The 24,771-nt window shown below is 64.5% G+C and carries 22 protein-coding genes; 5 read left to right on the forward strand and 17 right to left on the reverse strand.

The annotated features are described in order from the left end of the window. Positions 1–44 precede the first annotated feature (44 nt). Together ABD791_RS05385 and glgB are read left to right on the forward strand one after the other, a co-directional pair. Positions 45–2,132: an alpha-1,4-glucan--maltose-1-phosphate maltosyltransferase gene (locus ABD791_RS05385; RefSeq protein ID WP_345063070.1), complete on the forward strand. Its 2,088-nt coding sequence runs from the start codon at positions 45–47 to the stop codon at positions 2,130–2,132. Further along, the gene (gene glgB, locus ABD791_RS05390) at positions 2,129–4,345 is read left to right on the forward strand and encodes a 1,4-alpha-glucan branching protein GlgB (protein ID WP_345063073.1); all 2,217 of its coding nucleotides are present in this window, start codon (positions 2,129–2,131) and stop codon (positions 4,343–4,345) included. The genes ABD791_RS05385 and glgB overlap by 4 nt, the downstream gene beginning before the upstream one ends. Positions 4,346–4,528: 183 nt before the next feature. Here the strand turns inward: glgB and ABD791_RS05395 are convergent, their stop codons facing one another. Further along, positions 4,529–5,509, reverse strand: a complete 981-nt coding sequence (locus ABD791_RS05395) for a tetratricopeptide repeat protein (RefSeq protein ID WP_345063076.1) — start codon at positions 5,507–5,509, stop codon at positions 4,529–4,531. Next, complete coding sequence (locus ABD791_RS05400; protein ID WP_345063079.1) at positions 5,506–7,314, reverse strand: DUF8094 domain-containing protein; 1,809 nt, start codon at positions 7,312–7,314, stop codon at positions 5,506–5,508. The genes ABD791_RS05395 and ABD791_RS05400 overlap by 4 nt, the downstream gene beginning before the upstream one ends. Positions 7,315–7,525: 211 nt before the next feature. Between ABD791_RS05400 and ABD791_RS05405 the strand changes: the two genes are divergently transcribed. After that, positions 7,526–9,139, forward strand: a complete 1,614-nt coding sequence (locus ABD791_RS05405; RefSeq protein ID WP_345063082.1) for a coiled-coil domain-containing protein — start codon at positions 7,526–7,528, stop codon at positions 9,137–9,139. 57 nt (positions 9,140–9,196) lie between these two features. After that, positions 9,197–10,246: an AI-2E family transporter gene (locus tag ABD791_RS05410; RefSeq protein WP_345064508.1), complete on the forward strand. Its 1,050-nt coding sequence runs from the start codon at positions 9,197–9,199 to the stop codon at positions 10,244–10,246. Between the two features lie 82 nt (positions 10,247–10,328). Here ABD791_RS05410 and ABD791_RS05415 read toward each other — a convergent pair whose 3' ends face one another. The 9 genes from ABD791_RS05415 to rpsB all read right to left on the reverse strand — a co-directional run bounded on the left by ABD791_RS05415 (position 10,329) and on the right by rpsB (position 16,939). After that, positions 10,329–11,057, reverse strand: coding sequence for an alpha/beta hydrolase (locus tag ABD791_RS05415; protein WP_345063085.1), 729 nt, complete (start codon positions 11,055–11,057; stop codon positions 10,329–10,331). A gap of 24 nt (positions 11,058–11,081) precedes the next feature. After that, on the reverse strand, positions 11,082–11,381 hold the full coding sequence (locus tag ABD791_RS05420; protein WP_345063088.1) for a hypothetical protein: 300 nt from the start codon (positions 11,379–11,381) through the stop codon (positions 11,082–11,084). A 53-nt stretch (positions 11,382–11,434) separates the two neighbouring features. Then, positions 11,435–12,037 (reverse strand): aggregation-promoting factor C-terminal-like domain-containing protein, encoded by a 603-nt coding sequence (locus tag ABD791_RS05425; protein ID WP_345063091.1) that lies wholly within the window; start codon positions 12,035–12,037, stop codon positions 11,435–11,437. A gap of 114 nt (positions 12,038–12,151) precedes the next feature. Continuing rightward, positions 12,152–12,700 carry a DivIVA domain-containing protein gene (locus ABD791_RS05430; RefSeq protein ID WP_345063094.1) on the reverse strand — a complete coding sequence of 183 codons (549 nt, stop codon included), beginning with the start codon at positions 12,698–12,700 and terminating at the stop codon, positions 12,152–12,154. A 48-nt stretch (positions 12,701–12,748) separates the two neighbouring features. After that, positions 12,749–13,729, reverse strand: coding sequence for a phosphatidate cytidylyltransferase (locus ABD791_RS05435; protein WP_345063097.1), 981 nt, complete (start codon positions 13,727–13,729; stop codon positions 12,749–12,751). A 13-nt stretch (positions 13,730–13,742) separates the two neighbouring features. Next, on the reverse strand, positions 13,743–14,297 hold the full coding sequence (gene frr, locus ABD791_RS05440; RefSeq protein WP_345063100.1) for a ribosome recycling factor: 555 nt from the start codon (positions 14,295–14,297) through the stop codon (positions 13,743–13,745). Between the two features lie 31 nt (positions 14,298–14,328). Next, positions 14,329–15,060 (reverse strand): UMP kinase, encoded by a 732-nt coding sequence (gene pyrH / locus ABD791_RS05445; RefSeq protein ID WP_345063103.1) that lies wholly within the window; start codon positions 15,058–15,060, stop codon positions 14,329–14,331. 109 nt (positions 15,061–15,169) lie between these two features. After that, on the reverse strand, positions 15,170–15,997 hold the full coding sequence (gene tsf, locus ABD791_RS05450) for a translation elongation factor Ts (RefSeq protein WP_345063106.1): 828 nt from the start codon (positions 15,995–15,997) through the stop codon (positions 15,170–15,172). Positions 15,998–16,009: 12 nt separating this feature from the next. Then, on the reverse strand, positions 16,010–16,939 hold the full coding sequence (rpsB, locus tag ABD791_RS05455; RefSeq protein WP_345063108.1) for a 30S ribosomal protein S2: 930 nt from the start codon (positions 16,937–16,939) through the stop codon (positions 16,010–16,012). A 324-nt stretch (positions 16,940–17,263) separates the two neighbouring features. On the opposite strand from rpsB, the gene ABD791_RS05460 reads away from it, so the two are divergent. Then, the gene (locus ABD791_RS05460) at positions 17,264–17,875 is read left to right on the forward strand and encodes a M23 family metallopeptidase (protein WP_345063110.1); all 612 of its coding nucleotides are present in this window, start codon (positions 17,264–17,266) and stop codon (positions 17,873–17,875) included. 22 nt (positions 17,876–17,897) lie between these two features. Here the strand turns inward: ABD791_RS05460 and ABD791_RS05465 are convergent, their stop codons facing one another. The 6 genes from ABD791_RS05465 to ABD791_RS05490 form a co-directional block, all read right to left on the reverse strand. Beyond that, on the reverse strand, positions 17,898–18,851 hold the full coding sequence (locus ABD791_RS05465; protein WP_425562221.1) for a tyrosine recombinase XerC: 954 nt from the start codon (positions 18,849–18,851) through the stop codon (positions 17,898–17,900). Further along, positions 18,844–19,839 (reverse strand): phosphodiesterase, encoded by a 996-nt coding sequence (locus ABD791_RS05470; RefSeq protein WP_345063112.1) that lies wholly within the window; start codon positions 19,837–19,839, stop codon positions 18,844–18,846. The genes ABD791_RS05465 and ABD791_RS05470 overlap by 8 nt, the downstream gene beginning before the upstream one ends. A 75-nt stretch (positions 19,840–19,914) precedes the next feature. Next, complete coding sequence (locus ABD791_RS05475; protein ID WP_345063115.1) at positions 19,915–21,165, reverse strand: DNA-processing protein DprA; 1,251 nt, start codon at positions 21,163–21,165, stop codon at positions 19,915–19,917. Continuing rightward, a complete protein-coding gene (locus tag ABD791_RS05480) occupies positions 21,162–22,697 on the reverse strand; it encodes a YifB family Mg chelatase-like AAA ATPase (RefSeq protein WP_345063119.1) in 1,536 nt (511 codons plus the stop codon). The genes ABD791_RS05475 and ABD791_RS05480 overlap by 4 nt, the downstream gene beginning before the upstream one ends. Before the next feature lie 43 nt (positions 22,698–22,740). Beyond that, positions 22,741–23,097, reverse strand: coding sequence for a YraN family protein (locus tag ABD791_RS05485; protein ID WP_345063121.1), 357 nt, complete (start codon positions 23,095–23,097; stop codon positions 22,741–22,743). 193 nt (positions 23,098–23,290) lie between these two features. Further along, positions 23,291–24,766, reverse strand: coding sequence for a glyceraldehyde-3-phosphate dehydrogenase (locus ABD791_RS05490; protein ID WP_345063124.1), 1,476 nt, complete (start codon positions 24,764–24,766; stop codon positions 23,291–23,293). Between the last annotated feature and the right edge of the window lie 5 nt (positions 24,767–24,771).

Below are 24,771 nucleotides of genomic sequence, written 5' to 3' on the forward strand. Positions count from 1 at the left end.
CAGCCCGTGGGTTGAATGCTTCGGTTTCGCGCTACGGTCGAGATGTGGCCACGCGAGCGAAGAAACCAGCCGTCAGCAAGACAGAGCGCATTGCGCAGCAGGACGCACCGGAGCGTGCGGATGTGGTGCCACGCGTCGGCCGCATCCCGCTACTTGATCTCTCACCGCAGCTGAACGACGATCTGTGGCCGGCCAAGGCGTTCGCCGGGGAGGTCGTGCCCTTTCAGGTCACCGCGTTTCGCGAAGGTCACGACGCCATCGGTGTCGTTCTGCTCCTCACCGCGCCAGACGGCACCGTGTCCCGGCATCCGATGCGCCTGGTCGCTGAGGGCACCGACCGCTACGAAGCGCAGGTGCAGCTTGCCACGCAAGGCCTCTGGCAGTACCAGGTGCACGGTTACGCCGACCTGTTCGCCACGTGGGCCCACAATGCGGCCATCAAGATTGCTGCCGGCGTCGATGTCGAGCTGATGTTCACGCTCGGTGCGGAGGTCTGTATCGAGGCAGCCCGGCAATCCGAACGCGGTCCCGTGGAATGCGCCCTGCTCGCCGCAGCCGCCGAGACGCTCGGCAACCCAGACCTGCCCGTCGGGACGCGCCTGGCGGTGCTTGATGACGAGGAGGTGCGTGCGGCACTGGATGCGCGGCCGGTCACCCGACTCGACACCCTCTCCGGCACGCGGACGGTGCGGGTCGAACGCACCCGTGCAGGGGTCGGCGCCTGGTACGAGTTCTTTCCGCGCTCCGAAGGAGCCGTCCGACGCCCCGACGGTTCCTGGCAGAGCGGCACCTTTGCCTCAGCGAGCGGGCGGCTCGCCGAGGTGGCCGAGATGGGCTTCGACGTGGTCTACCTGCCGCCGATCCACCCGATCGGACACGCGTTTCGCAAGGGCCCGAACAACACCCTGACCGCGGGCGAGCATGACCCCGGCTCCCCCTGGGCAATCGGTTCGGCCGACGGCGGTCACGACGCCATCCACCCCGATCTCGGCACCGAGGCAGACTTTGCGGCGTTTCTCGCCGAAGCCCGGTCGGTGGGCATTGAGATCGCCCTCGATTTCGCGCTCCAGGCCTCACCCGACCATCCCTGGGTGGCCGACCATCCCGAGTGGTTCACGACCCTGCCCGATGGCACCATCGCCTACGCCGAGAACCCGCCGAAGAAGTATCAAGACATCTACCCGATCAACTTCGACAACGACCCCATCGGCATCCGCAACGAGGCGCTGCGCATCCTGCGCCACTGGATCAGCCTGGGCGTCACCATCTTCCGGGTCGATAACCCGCACACGAAGCCGCTCGATTTCTGGGAGTGGCTGATCGCAACCGTGAACGCCGAGAGCCCGGATGTCGTCTTTCTGGCCGAGGCGTTCACCCGGCCCGCCCTGCTTCAGGCTCTGGCCAAGGTGGGCTTCTCACAGTCGTACACCTACTTCACCTGGCGCAACACGAAAGACGAACTCGCGGAGTTCCTCGATGCGTTGGCTCATGACACAGCCGACTACCTGCGCCCGAATCTGTTCGTCAACACCCCAGACATCCTCACCGAGTACCTGCAGTTCGGCGGCCCGGCCGCATTCACCATTCGCGCCGCGCTCGCCGCGACAGCGTCACCCACCTGGGGCGTGTACGCCGGATTCGAGCTCTTCGAGAGCGTGGCCAGGCCCGGCGCCGAAGAGAACATCGACAGCGAGAAGTACGAGTACCGGCCCCGTGCCTTCGAGCAGGCCGAGCGGCGCGGCAAGTCGCTGGCTCCGTTTCTGACCCAGCTCAATCGCATCCGTGCCGCACATCCGGCGCTTCGCCAGCTGCGCAACCTCCACATTCACGACAGCGACGACAGCGCGATTCTCGTGTTCAGCAAATTCCTGGCCGGAAAGTTCACCGAAACCGGTCAGGACGACGCTCTCATCATCGTCGCCAACGTCGACCCGCACTCGGTACGTGAAAGCGTCGTGCACCTCGACGTGACCCGATTCGGCATTCCGGTCGGCGAGGCCTTCGAGGTGCGCGACCTGATCACCGGCAGCGTCTGGACCTGGTCGGCCGACAACTATGTGCGCCTCGACGCGTTCACCGAACCCGTGCACATCCTGCACGTCACCCCGCTGCGAAAGGGGCTTCCCGCATGAGCCGCCGTCTTCCCGACCAGGTGTTCGAGCTTCCCGAGATCGCCGAAGAAGTTCTGAACGCCGTCGCCGCCGGCCGCTACCACGACCCGCACGCGGTGCTCGGTCAGCACCTCGTGAGCGTGCCAGGCGTGAGCGACCGTCTCACGATCATCCGTGCCCTGCGGCCGCTCGCCACCGAGGTCGTTGCGATCCTGTCGACCGGTGCCCGCGTGGAACTCGTGCACCTGCACAACGGCATCTGGCAGGGCGTGTCAACGATCGGGCTGCTCGACTACGAGATCGAAGCCCACTACGCGGATGCGTCTGAATGGCGGGTCGACGACCCGTACCGCTACCTTCCCACGCTCGGCGAACTCGACCTGCACCTCATCGGTGAGGGCCGTCACGAACATCTCTGGGAGGTACTCGGCGCCCACTTCCGAGATCATGCCGGGGTGCTCGGCCAGACGAGCGGCACCGCGTTTGCCGTCTGGGCCCCGCACGCGAAAGCCGTGCGCATCGTGAGCGATTTCAACGGCTGGAACGGTGTCGGTCATGCCATGCGCAATATGGGCAGCACGGGCGTCTGGGAGCTGTTCGTTCCGGGAGCTGTCCCCGGGGCTGCCTACAAGTTCGAGCTGCTCACCCAGGCCGGCCACTGGGTCACCAAGGCCGACCCGCTCGCCCGCTACACCGAGGTCCCGCCGAAGACCGCGTCGGTGATCGGGCAGAGCCGCTACAGCTGGGCCGACGACGAGTGGATGTCCGCCCGCCGCGGCACCGATCCGCACAGCCAGCCAATGAGCGTCTACGAGATGCACGTCGGCTCGTGGCGGCCCGGACTCGGCTACCGCGATCTCGCGGATGAGCTGATCGGCTACCTGCATGAACTCGCCTACACACACGTCGAGTTCATGCCCCTCGCCGAGCATCCGTATGGCCCGTCGTGGGGCTACCAGGTCACCGGCTACTTCGCGCCGACGAGCAGATTCGGGCACCCCGACGACCTGCGCTACCTGATCGACCGGCTGCACCAGGCCGGGATCGGCGTGATCATGGATTGGGTGCCTGGTCACTTTCCGAAAGACGAATTCGCCCTGGCCAGGTTCGACGGGCAGGCGCTCTACGAGCATGCCGATCCGCGCCGCGGTGAGCAGATGGACTGGGGCACCTATGTCTTCGATTTCGGTCAGCCGCAGGTGCGCAACTTCCTGGTCGCCAACGCCCTCTACTGGCTCGAGGAGTTTCACATCGATGGGCTGCGGGTCGACGCCGTCGCCTCGATGCTCTATCTCGACTACTCGCGTGAAGACGGCCAATGGGAACCGAACCAGTACGGCGGGCGGGAGAATCTCGAGGCGATCGCCCTGCTCCAAGAGGTGACGGCGACGGCCTATAAGCGTAACCCCGGCGTCGTTTTGATTGCCGAGGAGTCAACCAGCTGGGGCGGCGTCACGGCGCCGACGGTGACCGGCGGGCTCGGCTTCGGTCTCAAATGGAATATGGGCTGGATGCACGACTCCCTGCAGTACATGCAGGTCGATCCGCTCTACCGCTCGTACCACCACAACGACATCACCTTCTCGTTCGCGTATGCGTTCAGTGAGAACTTTCTGTTGCCGATCAGCCATGACGAGGTCGTGCACGGCAAAGGCGCACTCGTGTCGAAGATGCCGGGTGACTCCTGGCAACAGCTGGCGAATGTGCGCGTGTACCTCGCCTTCATGTGGGCGCACCCGGGCAAGCAACTGCTCTTCATGGGCCAGGAATTCGGGCAGCGCTCCGAGTGGAGCGAGCAGCGCGGCCTCGACTGGTGGATGCTCGATCAGCCGGACCACCGCGGGCTGTTCACCCTGGTCGGCCAGTTGAACCGCAGCTACCGGGAGAACCGGGCGCTCTGGGCGCTCGACAATGACGCGGCCGGTTTTGAATGGCTCGACGGCGGCGCCGCAGCCGACAACGTGGTGTCGTTCCTGCGCTGGGACGATCAGGGCAACCCGATCGCCTGCCTGTTCAACTTCTCCGGCGCCCCGCACACCGACTATCGGGTGGGCTTGCCGTTCGCGGGCGTGTGGTCGGAGATTCTCAACACCGATGCGGCCGAATACGGCGGGTCAGGGGTCGGAAACCTGGGCCAGGTCGAGGCCGTGACCGAATCCTGGGCCGGTCGCCCCGCATCCGCGACCCTCACCCTGCCGCCGCTCGGCGGTCTCTGGCTTCGGCTGGTGCGCTGAGCCGACCCCGCCGAGTTTGACCATTCCGGTCGAGATACCCTGGTGCGCCGGGCAAACTCGACCGGAACGGTCAAGCTCGGCGAGACACCCCGAGCGCGGGGCACGACCACAGGTCGGCCGGCGGAGGTCTCGACAAGCTCGACCACCGACTCTGCGGCAGCTCGTCAGGCTCGATCGCCGCGACTAGTAGAGCAGCGCCGCGAGACGCGCGCGCGCCGGAGGCACCCGGGGGTCGTCGAGTCCGACGACCTCGAACAGCTCGAGCAGGCGCTGACGAATGAGGTTCTTTCCGGCGGCGTCTTGCTTCGGAAAGAGTGTGAGCAGACGATCGAACGCATCGTCGATGTGCCCGCCCGACAGGTCAAGATCGGCGACGAGCAGCTGAGCCTCGACATCGTCGGGTGCAGCGGCCGCCTCCGAGCGGATGGCCTGGATGGTTTTGCCCGTCAACCGGTCGAGCAGGCTGACCTGGGCGAGCCCGGCAACGGCCATGGTGTCGCGGGGGTCGCTGGCCAGAGCCGCCTTGTACTCGGCAATTGCCGCAGGGTAGTCCCCTCGTTCGATCGCGTCGTAGGCGGCCTGGTGGTGCGGCGGAAGCGGCACCTCGACAGGCTCGACGGGAGTCGCGTCAGCGACGGCCGCATCGGCATCCGCTGCCGCTGCGCTTCCGGTGACCCCGTTCGACGCCGCGAGCTCCAGCACTCGTTCGAACACCTCACGCACCTGTGCCTCTGGCACGGCGCCGGAGAAGAGCTGCACCGGCTGACCACCGATCACTGCTGCGACGGTGGGGATCGACTGAGCCGCAAAAGCCTGTGACAGCTGCGGGTTGGAGTCGACGTCGACGGTGGCCAAAACGAGGCGTCCGCCGAACTCGGCGATCAGCTTTTCCAGCACAGGGGTGAGCGTCTTGCAGGGTTCGCACCACTCAGCCCAGAGGTCAACAATGACCGGCACGATCTTCGAGAGCTCCAGAAGCTCCCCGAAGTTCGCGTCGGTGCCTTCGAGCACCAGGCTGGGCACCGGAATGACTGTGCCGGCCGGCACTCCGGCCGCACCAGCGACACCGGGCGCACCGGCCGCCGCAGGGGCCGGCCGGTTGACGAGCGACGACAGGTCGACCGCTCCACGCAGGTTTACTCCAGAAGGGGGAACGGTGGTCATGGGAGCTCCGCAGATGAGATCAGACCCTGGGCGAATCCCAGGAGGACGATTTTTTCGTTCGAGCCGGCGGCGGGAACGTGGAACAGTAGCTGGTCGCCGTAGGTGCTTTGAATTCCCTTGGCCGTTGCTGTGACGCCGGAGAGCGCCGCACTGGCGCCAGACGGACTCACCGTGGCGCCGGCATCCACCGGCTTCACCGTTTCGGTCTCGTTCACGTTGATCGCGACAATGCCACCCGAGTCAATGGTGCCGAGGGCAATGGCAGGGCCGGGGCCGGGAGCAGCCCCGAATTCGATCGACGCGGTGGTCGGCAATCCCGACTTCTTCGCCTGCTGATCCTGTGCGATCTGGGCGCGGAACGAGTCGCCGTCCGCCTCGAACAGAGAGTAGAACGAACTCGCTTCACCGTTCGAGAGAATGTCGGAATAGGCGGCAGCGATCTGGTCAGGCGGCAGAACCAACAGCTTGATATCGGGCTTGATGATCGGCGCACCGATCGTGGCCGGGGCAACTTCGGGCACTGGAGCGCCGGGCTCCAGCTGCACGGCATAGTCGACGAGGTAATTGGCTCGAGCCGAATCTTGGGTGAGCACGAGCGCTGTCGGGGCGACACTCGGATCGGTCTTCACCTTGACGACGGTCATCACCGTGCGTGGCCAGCCGGCCGACTGCTGGGGCAGGGTGAGCTCGAACTCGGAGTCAGGAATTGAGATGGCCGCCGCAAAATCCGCGATTTTCGCGCGAATCGCATAATTGGCCAGCCGCTGCTCAAGTGCAGGACCGGTGAACCGGGTCGCGATCGCGTCGACATCGAGATTGGCATCAGCCTCAGTCGCGACCTGAGAGATGTGCCTCACGATCTGTTCAAGCTGAGGCACAGTGACGGCCGGCGGCGGAACATCTGCGGCGGCGTCTGGGGTGAGGGTGGCATCAGGTGTCGGAGTTGCGGACACCGACGACGACGACGGAGCAGGGGCCGGCCAGAAGTCAGGTGAGCAACCGGTGAGCACGAGGCCAGACACGAGCACGACCGGAACGACGGCGCCCAGGGAGCGCGCGATGGAACGGCGTTGCCCGGTGATCTCACTGGCCTTGATCATCTTCGGGCGCGGGGCACGCGGCAGCTTCGGCATGCGCGGGCCGCGCGGGAGGTTTCGACGGGGTCCGCGGGAGCGGCGCAGGTGAAGCAGCGCCCACAGGTAGAGCACCAATCCGATCAGCGCGAGAAGCGCGCCGCCCACGATGAGAGGACCGGCCCAGGGTGTGGCGTTGTTGGTGGGCCAGGAGACACTGATCTTCGTCGGTGCGGGGGCGGTGCCGTCCGAAGCGACGATCATCGAAATGTCCTCTGGCACGTTGATCGTTGTGGTGAGCGACCCTTTGCCCGTGAACTCTTCGAGCCACAGGTCTGAGCCGGCGGGGTTCGTCGGCAGGCCAACGGCCGGGGTGGCTTCAGGTGCGCTTGTCGCGCCGGCGTCAGCTGCTTTCTCGACACGTGCCGAGAGCGTGTCGGCACCCTTCTTGAGTGTGACCGCGGCGAAGCGAGCGTCACCGACCCAGGCCTGAACATCCGCGCTGCGGCCATAGGCCACGAAAATGGGACCAGAGCCACTGACCGTCACCGTCTGTGACCCGTCGTGTGCGGTGAGCGCCTTGGAATCGACGACGACATAGCGAGCGTCGTCGGGTACCGTTGCGGAGAGACTGGTGAACGCAGGTTCGAGAAAGACCGTCCTCTGGGCGATGCCCAGCACAATCATCACTGCTGCGAGAACAAATGCCACGATGGCAAAAACAAAACGCACGAAAACCCTCCTGTGTTGCCAGTTCGAGATCGCGAGACCTGCACGCGCTCCCCTGTTCGGGCCCGAATGACAACAGACACAGACCGATCACGTTACTGGATCTCCCTGAGTGCCGCCTAATAGTAGCCTGAGCCAGGCGCACGAATCAGTCTGTGCGTCAGGCTAAAATTGCAAGGCTCGCGTTGATCGGGCTTGATGTAAGGAGAACACAGTGGCGACCGACGAGGGTGATTTCACTCAGGCCTTTCGCGGCTATGACAAGGACGAAGTCGACAAGGCAATTCAAGGCCTGCGACGCGACCTGATTCAGTCGAATGCGCAGAGTACCGAGGCAGCCAAAGAGGTCAAGCGACTGTCCCAGCGCATCGAGGAGCTCAACGCGGAGATCGAAGAGGTGGGCAGCCCCACCTTCTCCGGCCTGGGCACCAAGCTGGAGAACACGCTCCGCGTGGCCGAAGAGCAGTCGACGCGCGTCATCGCGCAAGCCGACATAGACGCCGACAAGCTGCGCGCAGCGGTCGATGCCGAAGTTTTCACGCTCCGCCGTGATGCGACTGAGCACGCCGAGCGCACGCTGTCCGATGCCGCGGTGAAGGCCCGGCGCATCCTCGAAGATGCTCGTGCCGAGGCAGACGACTTCGTCGCTCGCGCCGAGGAGGAGCGCGAGTTGATCACTCAGGATGCCGCCCACGAGGCTGCATTTGCCCGTGGCGCCGTTGCGACGGAGGTTGCCGAGTTGCGCGCGACCGTCAAGCGCGAAGTCGCGGCCATCCGCTCCGAAGCTGATCGTGAGGCCGCCGAAGTGCGTGTCGTCGCCCAGCGTGAGGCAACCGAAGCCCGTGAGATCGCAGCCGGCCTGACCAGCGAAACCGAACTGACACGCGCCGAAGTTGCACATGAACTCGACCAGCAGCGTGCCGATCTTGCCCGTGAAACTGAACAGGCTCGCATCGACCTGGCCACCGAAACCGAACAGACGCGTGTCGACCTGGCCAAGGAGACCGCCGCAGCACGGCTCCTGATCGCTCAGGAGAGCGAGACGGCACGCGCCGATCTCGACGCCGAGATCGAACAGGCCCGCACCGACCTCGCGCGCGAAATCGAGCAGGCCAGGGCTGATCTCGCTGTCGAGAGCGACCAGGCGCACACCGACCTGTCCCGTGAGCTCGACCGCAAGCGCGCCGCCGTCGCCCATGAGATCGAGCTCGCCCGTGCCGACCTCGCCGCTGAGATTCAGCAGTCTGCCGCCGACCTGGCCCGCAGCACCGAGCAGGCACGTGCCGACTTCGACGCCGAAAGCGAGCAGGCGCGCATTGATCTGGAGAACCACCTGACCGCTGCCCGCAAGCGCGGAGAGCATGAGGCGGCTCGCCAGAAGCGTGAGATCGAACAGACGCGCGCCGACCTCGAGGTCGAGCTCAAGGCCCGCAGAGATGAGGCTGAGAAGGAACTCCTGGCCCGTCACCAGGAGGCCGTTGCCCAGACGCAGAAGTTCCAGGCCGACGCGACGAACCAGCTGAGTGAGACCACGAACCGCACCACCGAGCTGCGCGCGCTGAACGAGCAACTCGATTCGGTTGCCCGTGAGGAAGCCAAAGCTCAGAAGAAGCAGGCCGATGACAACGCCGAGCGCATTGTTCACGAGGCCGAGGACAAAGCGCGCGAGCTGATTCGCGAGACTGAGGAACGCACCCGCGGGCTGGTATCCGATGCCGAATCCCGTCTCGCCCAGATCAGGGTCGAGCGGGATGCCGTCGCCGGTTACTTCGAGAGCCTCCGTGGCGTCCTCACGCAGGCGGAGAGAATCACCGCCGACGACGAGTAGCATCGGCAGTCAGGACTGGCACCAGGTGGCATGGCCACGACAGAGGGGGTTGAGGCGATGAAGATCAACAACGCTTTTCGCTTGGGATTGATCGGTACGCTCGGCGTGGGAGTCGGTTTGCTGATCATCTCCTCGGTGATCACACTGCAGACAATCATCATCTATATCGGTGCGGCACTTTTTCTGTCGCTCGGTCTCGATCCCGCGGTGTCTTGGCTGGAAAAGAAGAAATTCCCCCGCTGGGCGGCAATCCTGACCGTGCTGCTTGGCGTCGTGGCCGTGCTGACCGGAATCATCCTCGCGATCGTGCCGATCGTGGTCGACCAGGTCTCCAAACTGGCAAAGATCATCCCTCAGCTCATCGACGGCATCAATACCTCCACGTTGATCGACGATCTGAAGAATCAATTTCCCGGCCTTGACGTCGACAAGATCATCACGTCGGTGACCGACTATCTCGGTGGAAATCTCACCACGATCACCTCGGCCGTCGTGCAGTCTGGTTTTGCCCTGGTGAGCGGACTCTTCGGCGGCCTGATCATTCTGATTCTCACGTTGTACTTCACGGCATCGCTGCACAACATCAAGCGCGCCAGCTACCAGCTTGTGCCGGCGTCCAAGCGCGCACGCTTCGCCGACCTCAGTGAACAGATCACCACGGCGGTCGGTCGCTACGTGGTGGGACAGGCCGCTCTCGCCGCCTGCAACGGCGTATTGAGCTTCATCTTCCTCTCCATCATCGGTGCCCCGTTCCCTGCCCTGCTCGCGGCTATCGCCTTCCTGCTCTCGCTGATCCCACTGGTCGGCACCATCACCGGGTCGGTGATCATCGTGTTGACCTGCCTGATCCCCGGAATCGGCAGCTCGACCCTCACTGCGTTTGTCGCCGCGATCTACTACCTCATCTACATGCAGGTCGAGGCATACGTTTTGAGCCCGAACATCATGAATCGCGCAGTCGCTGTTCCCGGCGCGGTCGTGGTGATTGCCGCTCTGGCCGGCGGAAGCCTGCTCGGGCTGCTGGGCGCACTCGTGGCGATCCCGGTCGCTGCCTCGGTGTTGATGATCATCAAGCAGGTGGTCATCCCTCGCCAGAACGAGCTCTGACCCTCAGACGAGATGGTTCTGGACAACCTGGTCTGTGTGACAGCCTGGTCAGTGACAGCTCGCCTCTGAGCCCGCCTGGACTCTAGTCGGCGATCCATTCGGTGGGGAGTGGAGCCGCCGCCGGGTTGACCTGCGCCACGATCTCATCGAGGATGCGCCGCGACTGGGTCTCCCCCACCCAGAGATGTTTTCCGCCGTCAACGGCAATCAGCTGTGCGTTCGGCACCCCGGCGAAACGCGAGACCGCTTCGTCAGGGCGCAGGTAGTCGTCATGTTCAGGGATCACGGCGATCAAGCGACGCGAGTTGCCCGACCAGGCGGCCAAGTCGGCATCCGTGGCTCTGTGCAGCGGAGGCGACAGCAGGATCGCACCGACGATGGGGTGCTCGAGGCCGTATTTGACTGCGAGCTCCGTGCCGAATGACCAGCCGACGAGCCAGGGGTTTGGTAGCTGGCGCTCCGCGACGAAGGCCATTGCTGCGGCGACATCGGCGCGTTCGGTGATTCCCTCGCCAAACTCACCGTCGCTGACGCCACGCGGAGACTGAGTCCCGCGGGTGTTGAACCGAAGCACGGCCAGGTCGGCGAGGGCGGGGAGCCGGGCGGCGGCCTTGCGCAGAATGTGGGAGTCCATGAATCCGCCGTGGGTGGGCAACGGATGCAGGGTGACGAGGGTGGCGACCGGGGAACGATCCACCGGGGTGGCCAGTTCGCCGACGAGGGTCAGCCCGTCTTTCGTGTGCAATTCGATCTGCTCACGGACAGCAGGAAGCTCCATGCCGCCGCGGATCTCGACTGGGTGGGAACCCATCTGTGCTCCTTCTCGTCAGCGGCGCTACTTGAGTCGCCAGCAGTGTGTGTGCCAGTGTCGGCGTGCGGCAAGATCGGCTGCATCGCCGGTCACACCGTCGGCGCGCCAGGCGACGAGGTGCTCGCGGCCGGTCGCGATCTCCAGGCTGCAGCCCGGGCAGAGGTACACCTTCAGGGCCTTGGCTGCGGGAACGGGTTGCACATTCCATTCGCCGTCACGCTTCGATTCGGTGTGGCGCCATCCGGACAGCAGAGTCGACAGGTCTGGTTCGACCGCGTCGCCGCTTCCGGGTTTGCGGCCCCGAGGTCGGTTACTGCGCGGCATCACACCAGTCTAAACGGTGCGTCAGCGCTCGCCCGCTCGCGCGCGGCGTGCGACTAGTACCAGCCGGCATCCTCAGAGTGTGCCCACGCGCCACAGGGGCTGCCGTAACGCCCGCTGATGTAGCCGAGGCCCCATTCGATCTGGGTTGCCGCGTTCGTCTCCCAGTCGGATCCGGCCGAGGCCATCTTCGACCCGGGCAGGGCCTGCGGAATTCCGTACGCACCGCTTGAGCTATTCGCAGCGTTGACGCGCCATCCTGACTCGCGACTCCAGAGAGACACCAGGCAGTTGAACTGATCGTCACCCCAGCCGCGTGAAGCGACGGCACCTGCCGCATAGGCCTGAGCCGACCCGGGGTCGGGAATTGCCGCTGTGGGCGCGCTGAAGGTCTTGGCCGCCTCGACAGGAGGCGGGGGCGGCGGCGGCGGAGCGGCGGTGTACGTGAATGTGTCGCGGGTAATGGTGTTGGTGAACCCGCTCGCGACGAACATGCTCTGCTCGTCCTGGCCGCCAAATCGCTCGCCGACAGCCTGAAAGTACGGTGACGCTGTCGCACCGGAGTACGGGTCGACCACATTGACCAGCACGAAGGCGGATGCCGCGGTGAACGCGAAGACGAAGAGGGAGGCGTGGCTCCGGGAGAAGGGTCTGTGCATCACGGCCTTCGCCGGTTTGGTGACCGCTACTGGCTCTATTGCGTTCCTGAAACTACCCATCGGTTACCGACCATAGCCCAGTTTGAGGGTCAGAGCGAGAATTCACTGCGCGCGTCAGCGAACGGCCAACATCACTTCGACGACGCCATCGAGCACAGCGTCGACCTGAACCTCGCGGTAGCCCCCGCGCTGCGGGCGAAAGACCGCTCCACGAACGTCGTCGACGGTGAGCGGAAAGTCGTTGTCGAAGTACTTCACGACGCGACCGGCGAACCTGTCGACATCCGCCCGGTTGTAGCCGAGGCTCAGAAAACTGACGCGGGAGAAACGGTGCCCTGCGTCACGACGCAACCGGGCGGTAATCACCTCGGAGTCGGCCTGGGCCTTCTCTGCCCACGCCTGGGTTCCGGCCTGCGCCAGTGCCTGCGCACGTTCACGAGCGGCGAACGCGTCCTCGAGACGCTCGAGGGCCGCATCGACGTGTTCGGGCGAATAGCCGTTCTTGGTCATCGAGAACGCCATGCCCCTGATCTGCTCAGCGGTCAGCGCCGCTGTCGCGTCAGACTCGTCATAGGCGCCACGTGCGGTCGCAAGAAACTTCTCAACCTCGCTGACTGAATAGCCACGGGTCTTCTTGCCGGTTCGGGGAAACGTAGTACTCACGGCCTCATTCTCCCCTACTCCGGATCGACTTGTCGAAAACAGACACGGCTAGGCGAAGATCAGGTACAGCGCGTATGCGGCAGCGGCCGACGGCAAGATCGAATCGAGTCGGTCGAGGAATCCCCCGTGACCCGGTAGCCACGAACTCATGTCCTTGATGCCGAGATCGCGCTTGATCAGGGATTCAGCCAGATCGCCGAAGGTCGCACTGAGCACAATCACCGCACCGAAGATGAGGCCGAACCACCACGGCTGGCCGAGCATGAACAGCGCAAGAAGTACGCCGACAATCAGGCAGGTGACGACGGCGCCCAGAAAACCTTCCCAGGTCTTTTTGGGGCTGATCTTCGGCGCCATCTTGTGTTTGCCGAAGTTCAGACCGCTCACATACGCGCCGGTGTCAGCCGAGATGACGAGCAGGATGAACGCGAGAGTCCACCATTGTCCGCCCGGCTGAGTGGTCAGAAGTACCGCGAAACTCGCGAGAAAAACGACATAGATCTGCACGAGGAAGCCCGCGCCGATGTCTTTCAACACGTCGCTGACGGGGGCGCGATAGCGCGGCCAGGCGCCCTGAATCACACGCCAGAGCCCGATCAGTAGAATGCCGCCCAGCGTCGCAAGCCATTGCCCGGCCGCATCCCAATAGAACGCGGCAGGAACCACCGACACGGCGGCGAGAACAACGGGTATACGCGGAAGGGTGCGTCCGGCGTGACTGAGCGCCTGCGCGAATTCGAACGCGGTGAAACCAACGATCACGATCGCGAAGATCATGAACAGTTCTTTGATGAAGATCAGGCTCACCACGAGCACCAAACCGAGCGCGAGCCCGATCAGGATCGCCAGAATCAGATTGCGCCCGGTCTTGGCTTGAATCCGTGCATTTGTCGCATCGAGCTGCGCCCGGGTGGCCTGCACCTGACGCTCCACATCGGCTCGAGCCGCGCGCACTTGTGCGCGCAACTCGGCCCGGCTCACGCCGTGGCCACGCCGATGCGGGCGTTCCCCCTGAGGATCCTCCACCATGACGATGACCCCCCTAGATCTCGAGGAGTTCGGTTTCCTTGCGCTTCAGAGCATCGTCGATCGCGTCGACGTGCGTCTTCGTGATCTGTTCGAGCTCCTTTTCGGCGCGCGCTACCTCGTCGTCGCCGACTTCACTCTTCAGCGCGTCGAGCTCGTCTTTCGCCTTACGACGGATGTTGCGCACCGACACCTTGGCGTCTTCACCCTTGGTGCGCACGATCTTCACGAACTCTTTGCGACGGTCCTGGGTGAGTTCCGGCAGCGACGCACGAATCACGGCGCCGTCGTTTCCGACGTTGGCTCCAAGGTTCGGGGTGTCGCGGATGGCCTGCTCGATGTCGCGCAGGGCTCCCTTGTCGTAGGGGGTGATCAGAAGCGTGCGGGCTTCCTGGTTCTGCATAGCGGCAAGCTGATTGAGCGGCGTCGGCGTGCCGTAGTAGCTCACCAGAATCTTGGAGAACAGCTGAGGGTTTGCACGCCCGGTGCGCACGGTCCCGAAGTCATCTTTTGCGGCTTCGAGGGCCTTGCTCATGCGTGCGGTGGCGTCGGACAGAACATCCGTGATCACGGTGACTCCTTCTGTGGGGGCTTCACTAATCTTAGTTGGAGACGAGGGTGCCGAGGTCGGCGCCGAGGATGGCAGAGGTGACGTTGCCGTCCGGCGCCATCCCGAAGACCTGCATCGGCATCCCGTTGTCCATGCAGAGGCTGAAAGCCGTCGAGTCGACGACCTTGAGTCCACGCTGCAAGGCGTCCTGGTAGGTGATTTTGTCGATCTTGTGTGCGTCGGGGTTGGTGCGCGGGTCGTCGGAGTACACACCGTCGACACCGTTCTTCGCAACCAACACGATGTCGGCGGCAATTTCGAGGGCGCGCTGGGCGGCGACCGTGTCGGTCGAGAAGTACGGGAGTCCGGCGCCGGCGCCGAAAATGACGACACGGCCCTTCTCCAGGTGGCGCTCAGCGCGACGAGGAATGTAGGGCTCGGCAACCTGCGTCATGGCGATCGCCGACTGAACACGCGTCTCAGCGCCGGCCTGCTCGAGGAAGTCCTGCAGCGCGAGGGCGTTCATCACGGTGCCGAGCATGCCCATGTAGTCGGCACGGCCGCGGTCCATTCCGCGCTGCGACAGTTCGGCGCCGCGGAAGAAGTTGCCTCCACCGACGACAATCGCGATTTCGACCTGCTTGGCCGCTTCAGCGATTTCGCGGGCGAGTGCACTGACGACGTCGGGATTGACACCGAGGCCGCCGGCACCGAATGCCTCGCCGGACAGCTTGAGGAGAACCCTGCGCTTCTTGTTTGTCTGGCCCTGGCCTGTTTCTGACATGCGTGGGAGTCCTTCCGTTGTGTCCTGGTGATAAAGCTACTGGACGCTTGCGCGCACAGAAAAGGGAGACCGGATCGCTTCCGCTATCCGGTCTCCCTCATTGTCTGACTTAAGCGCCGACCTTGAATCGGGCGAAGCCTGAGACGGTTACTCCCGCATCGGAGAGAACCTTGGCCACTGACAACTTGTTGTCCTTGGCGTAGTCCTGTTCGAGCAGCGCAACCTGCTTGAAGAACGCCTGAACGCGACCCTCAACGATCTTGGGCAGTGCCGCTTCCGGCTTGCCTTCGTTCTTCGAGATCTCGGTGACGATCTTGCGCTCGGCCTCAACGGCTTCGGCGGGAACGTCTTCGCGGGTCAGGTACTCGGGGTTCGCGAACGAGATGTGCTGAGCAACGCTGCGCGCCGTCTCAGCGTCATCACCGGAGTAGCCGACAACAACGCCGACCTGCGGGGGCAGGTCCTTGCTGGTCTTGTGCAGGTAGATCGCGAAGTGCTCACCCGTGACGGATGCGACGCGACGCAGTTCGATCTTCTCGCCGAGGATTGCGGCCTCGTCGTTGATGAGCGTTGCGACGTCGACGCTTCCGGCCGGAGCAGCGAGGCCCTCTTCGACCGAGGTGGCGCCTGCAGCGGCAACCGCGTCAAGAACCTTCTCGGCCAGCGCGACGAACTTGTCACCCTTGGCGACGAAGTCGGTCTCGCAAGCGAGCTCGATCAGGGTTGCGGTGTTGCCGATTTCCTTGGCGGCCACGAGGCCCTCAGAGGTGGAACGGTCAGCGCGCTTGGCGTTGCCCTTTGCACCCTTGAGACGCAGGATTTCGACGGCCTTCTCCATGTCGCCGTCGGCTTCGACGAGGGCGTTCTTGGTGTCGACCATGCCCGTGCCGAGACGCTCGCGCAGGGCCTTGACGTCAGCGAGGCTGATGCTTGCCATGTGGGGGGTTCCTTACTTGGTCTCTTCGGCAGCGTCTGCTGCAACAACTGCAGCGTCTTCTGCAACAACAGCAGCAACTTCGCCTTCGACGAAGTCGGCTTCGGCGGCGGCAACTGCAACGTCGGCGACCTTGGCGGTCTCGGCGGAGGACTGTGCCGGAGTGGCGTCGGCGTCGATGATCTCTGACGTCTGGAGAAGCTCGGCTTCCCAAGCGGCCAGCGGCTCAACCTCTGCACCTTCTTCGGGCTTCTGGTGACGCTGGATGAGGCCCTCGGCTGCAGCGTCCGCGATGATGCGGGTCAGCAGGCCAACGGAACGGATGGCGTCGTCGTTGCCCGGGATCGGGTACTGAACGTCATCGGGGTCGCAGTTGGTGTCGAGGATCGCGATGACGGGGATGCCAAGCTTCTTGGCTTCGTCGATGGCGAGGTGCTCCTTGTTGGTGTCGACAACCCACAGCGCCGACGGCGTCTTCGTGAGGTTGCGGATTCCGCCGAGGCTCTTGTGAAGCTTGACGAGCTCGCGCTTCTTGATGAGCAGTTCCTTCTTCGTGAAACCGCTCTTCGCGGTGTCTTCGAAGTCCAGCTCTTCCAGTTCCTTCATGCGAGCGAGACGCTTCGACACGGTCTGGAAGTTGGTGAGGAGGCCACCGAGCCAGCGCTGGTTGACGTAGGGCTGGCCGACGCGCGTTGCCTGCTCGGAGATGGACTCCTGAGCCTGCTTCTTGGTGCCGACGAAGAGGATGGTGCCACCGTGGGCAACCGTCTCCTTGACGAAGTCGTAGGCCTTGTCGACGAATGCAAGCGACTGCTGCAGGTCAATGATGTAGATGCCCGAGCGCTCGGTGAAGATGAAGCGCTTCATCTTCGGGTTCCAACGACGGGTCTGGTGCCCGAAGTGCACACCACTATCGAGCATCTGGCGGATTGTTACGACGGCCATGAGCCGTTCTCCTTATCCGACGCACGCGGCAAAGCCGCACGTTGCGCCAATCGGTTTGCGCGGTGATCGGTCGATCACCACTCCTGGTGCCCGGCACGCATCCGCCAAACATCAAAAAGATGAAAGGACCGAGTGGATGTTGGAGCCGAGTGGGCACGCGTAGTCATCCCGAATCACCGGGATGCTTCGAAAACTCTATCACCTCCACGCAGCCCCGATTGTCTCCGAACGGGTTGGCTCCTGCACAGGACGACAACGTTCACGCTCTCCACGGATGTCTCACCTGCGTTCACACCGCGCCCACGTACTCGGCACGGTTGAGGCATGCATCTCATGACTCGGTTCGCCGTCATCGTCATCCTGGTTCCGCTTGGCGCAGGTGTCGCCGCCGGAGCACCACTGGCACGCGAACCGGTCGGCACCGAATTGCGCGCACCGCCCGTCTACGCACCGCCCGTCTACGCACCGCCCGTCTATTCCCCGCCCGTCTACTCCCCGCACTTCGTGCGTCTTGACATGACAGATGACTGGGAATGGCCGCGCGGCCTTCCCATCGAGGTCAGCGGCCCGTTCATCGCTCCTCTGACTCCATACGCGACAGGGCACCGGGGCATCGATTTGGCTGCCGCACCGGGAACCGCGGTGCTCGCACCGTTCGACGGCACCATCAGCTATGCCGGCGTCGTCGTCGATCGACCTGTGATCGCGATCGATCATGCCGGCGATCTACGTTCGAGTTTCGAGCCGGTTGAGGCCACCGTCGCCGTTGGCGACCGGGTGTCGACCGGCCAGCAGATCGGCACGGTCACCGTCGGCGGTCACTGCTCCCCCGGGTGCTTTCATTTCGGGGTGCGCCTGCACGGTCAGTATCTGTCACCGCTCGTGCTGCTCGGCGGAGTCCCCCGCGCCGTGTTGTTGCCGCGCGTTCCGAAGTAGCCCGCACCGATACCGGCACGAGTCACGCCCGGGGGTGGGCCGTGAGATAGGTCTGTTTCAGGCGTTCAGTGGAGACATGCGTGTAGATCTGGGTGGTTCCGAGGCTCGCGTGTCCGAGAAGCTCCTGCACGGCACGCAAGTCGGCTCCGCCGTCGAGCAGATGCGTGGCCGCGGTGTGACGCAGGGCGTGGGGACCGGCCGGGCCGGTGCCGGGCAGGTCGGCGACGAGCGCTGCGACGACGCGGTAGACCGCACGCACGCCGAGCCGCTTCTGCGCGGTGCCGAGAAACAGCGCGCTGCTCGGCGCACCGCCAGGCGAGGGCGGCACAGTCGGCGCACCGGCCAGGGCCGGGCGTGCGCGCCGCAGATAGTCGACGATCGCCGAATGTGCCGGGACTCCGAATGGCACCACCCGCTCCTTTGACCCCTTGCCGGTCACGCGCACAGTGAGCCGGTCGAGATCGACGTCAGCGACGTCGAGTCCGACCAGTTCCGACACGCGCAGCGCCGATGCGTAGAGCAGCTCAACGATGGCCAGATCGCGCAGAGCGTTCGGCTCCCCCGTCGACGCCCGCAGTTCAAGGGACGCGAGCAGTTCCTGCATCTGCACCCTGTTGATCACCCGGGGTAGTGGCCGGCTGGGCTTCGGCGACTTCAACCGCACTCCGGGGTCAGACGGCAGCGCGCCGCTCTTCGCCAACCACGCGGTGAAGCTGCGCACCGATGCGGCCCGACGCGACAGCGTGGCCTTGGCCAGCCCCGCTTGGCTGCTTGCCCACACCCAGTCGCGCAGCAGTTCAAGGGTGAGCCCGTCTGGCGCGTCCACTCCGTGCCCGGCCGCGAACGACGCCAACTGCAGGAGGTCGGTCCGGTACGCCCGCACGGTGTGTGGAGAGAACCCGCGCTCAAGCGTGAGGAACAGCAGATACTGCTCGATCTGGGCATCCATCGTCACACCGCGTGGCTCGTCAGGCATGCCGGGAGAACGCTTCGAGACGTTCGTCGGCGCTCAGAGCTTCCATCCGATCGAGGAACGACGCCGAAAAGTGCGTCGTAACGTCGAATGCACCAATCGGAACCACGGAATGCACGATTTGATCGTCGTACACATGCACCAGGTTGAGAGAGGTGCCGCCTGCGACCCCGCTGAGCTCGCGTTCCGGTGCGCTCACATCCATCGTGTAGCAGGTGGCCGCCGCCACCGACACCGGGATTCCGGCGAACATGCCGGTCGTCGCGTAGTGGAGATGACCACCGAGGATCGCACGGATGTCGCTGCCCTCGATGACATCGGCGAGTCGCGTCTGTTCGCGCAGCTCAATCAGGCTCATCAGCGGTAGCGGGGTCGGCACCGGCGGGTGGTGCAACGCCAACAGCGTGCCCCGTGCGGCGGGTGTGCTGAGAACGTCGACGAGCCAGGCGAGCTGCGCTTCGGTGAGGTCACCATGGTGATAGCCGGGAACAGTCGTATCGAGAGCGATGATGCGCAGGCCGTCGATGTCGAACACCTGGTCGACGGGGAGCTCGATGGAATGCCGTTCCGCTGAAGGCTGGTCGGTGGAATGGTATTCCACTGGGTGTTCGATAGGCGCGGGTTCGATAGGCACGGCTTCGCGCAGGAGCGTCGAGCGAAATGCCGCTCGATCATCGTGATTGCCCATCACCCAGACGACGACGGAACCGAGCCGCTCGGCCGTCGTCTCGACGATCTTCCGCACTCGTTGGTAGGCATCGGCCTCGCCTCGATCGGCGATGTCGCCCGTCAGCACGATCGCTGCCGGGCGCAAACCCGATCGTTCGAGTTGTGCCATCGCCTGAGTGACGGATCCGTCGGTGTCGACAGAGCCGTACAGGGCGGCGGAGTCGGCAAGAAAGTGGGTGTCGCTCAGATGAACGATCAGGCTCGTCGCCGGAGGGTACTGGCCGAACTGTGGAGTCGTTGATATCTGATCTGCGGCTGTCATGATGTCCTTTCGCGCTCATCACAACACTAGGCGGCAGCGCCGACAGCACAGCGGAACCACACCATCGCGCCTCGTCTACCGCGCTCTCACCCAGCCGGACTCCCGAAGCCTGACGGCCCCCTCCATCTCAAGCGTGCCGAGCGCTCCGATCACGGCTCCCGTTGAGAGCCCTGCACGTCGAGCGAGATCGGGGATGGGGCGCGGGGCACGGGTACTCAGCGCATCGAACACGCGCACCTGCTCACTTGTGCGGCCAGAACCGATTGCTCCCTGAGGTTCAGGGTCGTCAAAAGAATCGAACGCCATCTGCGTCATCGAGCCGGCAAGTTCTGCCATTTCAGCGGCATTGGTCACGCACACCGCGTCATACTCTCGCAGGAGCTTGTGGCATCCGGCGGAGTTGGGCGAGGTCACCGGCCCTGGCACAGCCCCCAGCGGACGTCCGAGTTCCGCAGCGTGGCCTGCCGTGTTGATGGTGCCCGACCGCCAGCCCGCCTCGAGCACGACGGTGGCAGAGCTTGACGCTGCGATGAGTCGGTTTCGGGCGAGAAACCTCCATTTGGTCGGGGCGGCCCCGCACGGCAGCTCAGATACCACCGCCCCAGACGAGACGATGCGAGAGAGCAACTCATCGTGTCCACTGGGGTAGAAGCGATCGACGCCTCCGGCCAGGAACGCAACGGTGTGCCCCCGGCTGGCCAGCGCTGATCGATGTGCCATGCCGTCAATTCCGTATGCTGCGCCTGAAACGATGGCGAAGCCACGGTCGACAAGGCCCGCTGCGGCCTCCATCGCGACATGCTCGCCATAGCCTGTCGCCGCCCGCGCCCCCACGAGCGAAATCGCGTTTTCAAGCGCCAGTAGGGCATTGGGCACTCCGCGCCACCAGAGCGCAATGGGCGTTCGGTCACCGAGATCGTTCAGCGCACGTGGCCACAGCCGATGACCGGGCACAAGCAATCCGGCACTGACCCGCGCGCTCTGTTTCAGAACCCGGATGACCTCTGCCGATGACAACCGGTGCCGCCAGCGCTGCAGCCCGTCGTCGAGCCGTGAAGCCAGATCGTCGTCCACCACACCGCTCGCATCCTGCACAGCACCGATCAGATGCTCAATCGTCCACGTCTCCAGAAGCGCCGTCAGCGCTGTCGATGCCCCGAGCGAACCGACGAGCATGCCGGCAACACCGTCACCGGGTTCCGTGATGCAGGTCCAGGCCGCGCGGGCGAAGAGATCGGCCATCGCAACCTCATCCTCCACCGGCTCGACGGCGACCGCGCCGACCAAATCTCGGACCTGTGATTCATCGATGCCGAACTGTTTCACGAGGTTCTCCCTTTGCGTAGGTACAGCGCTTGCCCGACCTGTTCAGCGCCCGGACGACTCACACCTTCTAGGTCGGCGATCGTCCAGGCCAATCTCAGAACGCGATCGTAGCCGCGCATCGTGATGCCCCCGAGTTCCAACGCACGGTCGATGGGCGCGGTCGTCGCGCCGCCGAGCCGTGCGTGCGGGCCACGCAACCAGGGACCGGGAACGTGAGAGTTCAGCGACCATGGCGTGCCGGTCAGTCGTTCGGCGGCCGTCGCCCGTGCGTCGACGACGCGGGCCCTCACCATCGCGCTCGTCACCCGCGGTTCGGCTTCAGCCAGCCGCAGATGCGCAGCCGTGATGCGGCTCACTGTCAGCTGAATGTCGATTCGGTCGAGGAGGGGCCCTGAGATGCGCGCCAGGTAGCGGCGGCGGGCGCTTGGTGGACAGGTGCAGTCATGGTCGGCCGCGCCGAACTGACCGCACGGGCAGGGGTTGGCGGCCATCACGAGCTGGAATCGCGCAGGGAATTGAGCTGTGCCGTTTGCTCGATGAATCGTGATCACGCCCGACTCCAATGGTTGACGCAGCGCATCGAGCACGGCCGATTGAAATTCGGGTGCCTCGTCTAGAAAAAGTACGCCGTGCGACGCGCGGGCTGCGGCCCCTGGCCGGATCAGCCCTGACCCACCGCCCACCATTGCCGCCGCCGTTGCCGTGTGATGCGGCGATTCGAGTGGCGGACGAACGATGAGGGATGCCCCGACTCTCTGCCCGTTCAACGATCGCAGAGAACTCACCTCCAAGGATGCCTCCGCGTCGAGATCGGGCAGAAGCCCCGGCAAACGGGCGGCGAGCATGGTCTTGCCGGCACCGGGAGGCCCAATCATGAACACGTGATGCCCACCGGCTGCCGCGATCTGCAGCGCAAGAATGGCATCATCATTGCCGACGACGTCGGCGAGGTCGGGCTCCTCGGCGTCTGGCACGCTCTCGACGGGCAGCAGCATGGCGTCGACCGGGATCGGCTGCAGCTGCGCGCCATGCCAGATGGCGGCATCCCGCAGCGACGTGACGGCAATCACCCGCATGCCAGGCACGAGCGCTGCCTCATCAGCGTTGCCAGCTGGCACCATGACCGTGGTGTAACCGGCGCGCGATGCCGCCAGAACTGCGGGGAGCATTCCGCGTGTCGGGCGCAACCGGCCGTCCAGAGCGAGCTCGCCGATGTGCACGACCGAGCTCACCGACGCGGGTGCGACCACGCCGTCGGCGGCGAGGCACGCCAACGCGATTGCCAAGTCAAACCCGGAGCCATGCTTGGGCAGTGCGGCGGGCGAGAGGTTGATGGTGAGCAGGTTGCGAGTCAGCGAGCAGCCGGAATTCTTCGCGGCCGCCCGCACACGTTGCTTGGCCTCAGACAGCGCGGTATCGGGCAGACCGATCAAAATCATGCCGGGCAGCTGCCCCGAGATGTCGGCCTCGACCTCAACGAGCGCTCCCGTCAGACCGAGAAGCGCGACGGCGTGCGTGCGCGCGTGACCCATCAGCGGATCCCCCGGCGAACTGCGGTGAACACGAGGCGACTCATCAGAACAGCCCCTGCCGGTGCTCGATCACTGGTTCGGCTCCGGCGGCCGCCACAATCGCCACCGCATCGATGCGGATGCGCCGCGGCGGCGGGTCAGCCTCCGCGCACCACGCGTAGGCCAGTCGACGCAGCCGCGCGAGCTTGGCCGCGGTGATCGCCTCAAACGGATGACCGAATCTCACGCTGGATCGTGTCTTCACCTCGACGAAGACCACCTCGCCGCCCCGCTCAACGATCAAATCAACCTCACCCTGCGCACACCGCCAGTTGCGCTCAACCAGCTGATAGCCGGCAGCACAGAGGTAGCTCAGCGCATAGTTTTCGCCGCGCCTGCCCAAATCGTCTTTCGCCGCCATGAGAGCCTCCACTGATCAGAGTGGGCGACGCACTCTGCGCGAACCGCGGCCAAGCGACGATCGGTAGAAAACTCGCGGCCCCCAGCTGCTGTGGAAAAGCAGCTGGGGGCCGTGAGTTTTGGGATGAAGCCAAACGGTGCCGGAGTTATAGAGCAGTGAAGTTACAGAGCAGTGAAGTTACAGAGCAGCGAAGTTACAGTACGGCGACAGGGAATGCCCGCGGGTGAACTCCCGCCATCTCCTCCAGCACACGCACGACCTGGCAGCTGTAGCCGAACTCGTTGTCGTACCAGACGTAGAGAATGGCCTTCTTGCCCGTGGCGATCGTTGCCAGCCCGTCGACGATGCCGGCCCGGCGTGAGCCGAGGAAGTCGCTGGAGACGACCTCGGGCGAGTCGATGAAATCGATCTGTTTGTGCAGCGATGAGTACAAAGACATGTCGCGCAGGTAGGCGTTGAGTTCGTCTTTGGTCGTGCCGTTCGTGAGGCTCAGGTGCAAGATCGCCATCGACACGTCAGGCGTCGGAACGCGGATCGCGTTTCCGGTGAGCTTGCCGGCCAGCTCGGGGAGCGCTTTCGCGACAGCCTTCGCGGCGCCGGTCTCGGTGATCACCATGTTCAGTGCGGCAGAGCGGCCCCGGCGATCTCCCTTGTGAAAGTTGTCGATGAGGTTCTGGTCGTTGGTGAAGGAGTGAACCGTCTCCACGTGGCCGTCAATGATGCCGAAGCGGTCGTTCATCGCCTTGAGCACCGGCGTGATCGCATTCGTCGTGCACGAGGCGGCAGTGACAATCGCGTCGTCAGCGGTGATCGAGTCGTGGTTGATGCCGTGCACGATGTTCTTGAGGTCGCCCTTGCCCGGAGCGGTCAGCAGAACGCGCGACACCCCTGGGCAGGCGAGGTGCTGCGAGAGGCCGTCGGCATCTCGCCAGCGGCCCGTGTTGTCGACGACGATCGCGTCGGTGATGCCGTACGCGGTGTAGTCGATGCTGGCCGGGTCGCTCGAATAGATCACCTGAATCAAGGTGCCGTTGGCGAGGATCGTGTTCGCCTCTTCGTCGACGACGATGGTGCCATCGAACGGGCCGTGCACCGAGTCGCGGCGCAACAGGCTCGCGCGCTTGATCAGGTCGTTGTCGGATCCCTTGCGCACCACAACGGCGCGCAGGCGCAGGCCGTGGCCGCCCCCGGCGTGTTCGATCAGGATGCGCGCGACGAGTCGCCCGATCCGGCCGAAACCGTAGAGCACAACGTCGGTGCTGCTGCGATCGTCGCGACCGTAGCCGTCGGTGATCTCGGCGAGCTGCGCTCTCACATACTCGTCGATGGTCAGGCTCGACCCCGACTCCTTCGACTTCTCGGCCTTGTAGCCGAGACTGAGGCGGGCCAGGTCGACCGAGGCGGCCCCGAGCTTCATTTCGCTCATGGCCCGCAGCATCGGCAGTGTCTCGTCGAGCTCGAGTTCGACATCGTCGAGCTGACGGGCGAATCGGTGAGCCTTCACCAGGCCCATCACCGACTGGTTGATCAGGCTGCGGCCATGAATTGAGGTCACGACATTGTTGTCGCGATACAGACCGCCGATCAGAGGAATCATGGCTTCCGCCAGCGCCTCCCGTTCGATCCAGGATTGTCGACGCTGATCAAATTCCTGCTTCACTGCTGTCATGCCTT

It is taken from the genome of Glaciibacter kafniensis, assembly GCF_039538945.1.
In the GTDB taxonomy this organism is placed as follows: Bacteria; Actinomycetota; Actinomycetes; order Actinomycetales; family Microbacteriaceae; genus Cryobacterium; species Cryobacterium kafniensis.

Excerpts from the sequence above, each read along its gene's own strand:
- glgB (WP_345063073.1), top strand. The coding sequence starts at position 2,129 with ATGAGCCGCCGTCTTCCCGACCAGGTGTTCGAGCTTCCCGAGATCGCC.
- ABD791_RS05395 (WP_345063076.1), bottom strand. The coding sequence starts at position 5,509 with ATGACCACCGTTCCCCCTTCTGGAGTAAACCTGCGTGGAGCGGTCGAC.
- ABD791_RS05410 (WP_345064508.1), top strand. The coding sequence starts at position 9,197 with ATGAAGATCAACAACGCTTTTCGCTTGGGATTGATCGGTACGCTCGGC.
- ABD791_RS05415 (WP_345063085.1), bottom strand. The coding sequence starts at position 11,057 with ATGGGTTCCCACCCAGTCGAGATCCGCGGCGGCATGGAGCTTCCTGCT.
- ABD791_RS05420 (WP_345063088.1), bottom strand. The coding sequence starts at position 11,381 with ATGCCGCGCAGTAACCGACCTCGGGGCCGCAAACCCGGAAGCGGCGAC.
- ABD791_RS05425 (WP_345063091.1), bottom strand. The coding sequence starts at position 12,037 with ATGCACAGACCCTTCTCCCGGAGCCACGCCTCCCTCTTCGTCTTCGCG.
- ABD791_RS05435 (WP_345063097.1), bottom strand. The coding sequence starts at position 13,729 with ATGGTGGAGGATCCTCAGGGGGAACGCCCGCATCGGCGTGGCCACGGC.
- pyrH (WP_345063103.1), bottom strand. The coding sequence starts at position 15,060 with ATGTCAGAAACAGGCCAGGGCCAGACAAACAAGAAGCGCAGGGTTCTC.
- tsf (WP_345063106.1), bottom strand. The coding sequence starts at position 15,997 with ATGGCAAGCATCAGCCTCGCTGACGTCAAGGCCCTGCGCGAGCGTCTC.
- rpsB (WP_345063108.1), bottom strand. The coding sequence starts at position 16,939 with ATGGCCGTCGTAACAATCCGCCAGATGCTCGATAGTGGTGTGCACTTC.
- ABD791_RS05460 (WP_345063110.1), top strand. The coding sequence starts at position 17,264 with ATGCATCTCATGACTCGGTTCGCCGTCATCGTCATCCTGGTTCCGCTT.
- ABD791_RS05465 (WP_425562221.1), bottom strand. The coding sequence starts at position 18,851 with ATGCCTGACGAGCCACGCGGTGTGACGATGGATGCCCAGATCGAGCAG.
- ABD791_RS05470 (WP_345063112.1), bottom strand. The coding sequence starts at position 19,839 with ATGACAGCCGCAGATCAGATATCAACGACTCCACAGTTCGGCCAGTAC.
- ABD791_RS05480 (WP_345063119.1), bottom strand. The coding sequence starts at position 22,697 with ATGGGTCACGCGCGCACGCACGCCGTCGCGCTTCTCGGTCTGACGGGA.
- ABD791_RS05485 (WP_345063121.1), bottom strand. The coding sequence starts at position 23,097 with ATGGCGGCGAAAGACGATTTGGGCAGGCGCGGCGAAAACTATGCGCTG.
- ABD791_RS05490 (WP_345063124.1), bottom strand. The coding sequence starts at position 24,766 with ATGACAGCAGTGAAGCAGGAATTTGATCAGCGTCGACAATCCTGGATC.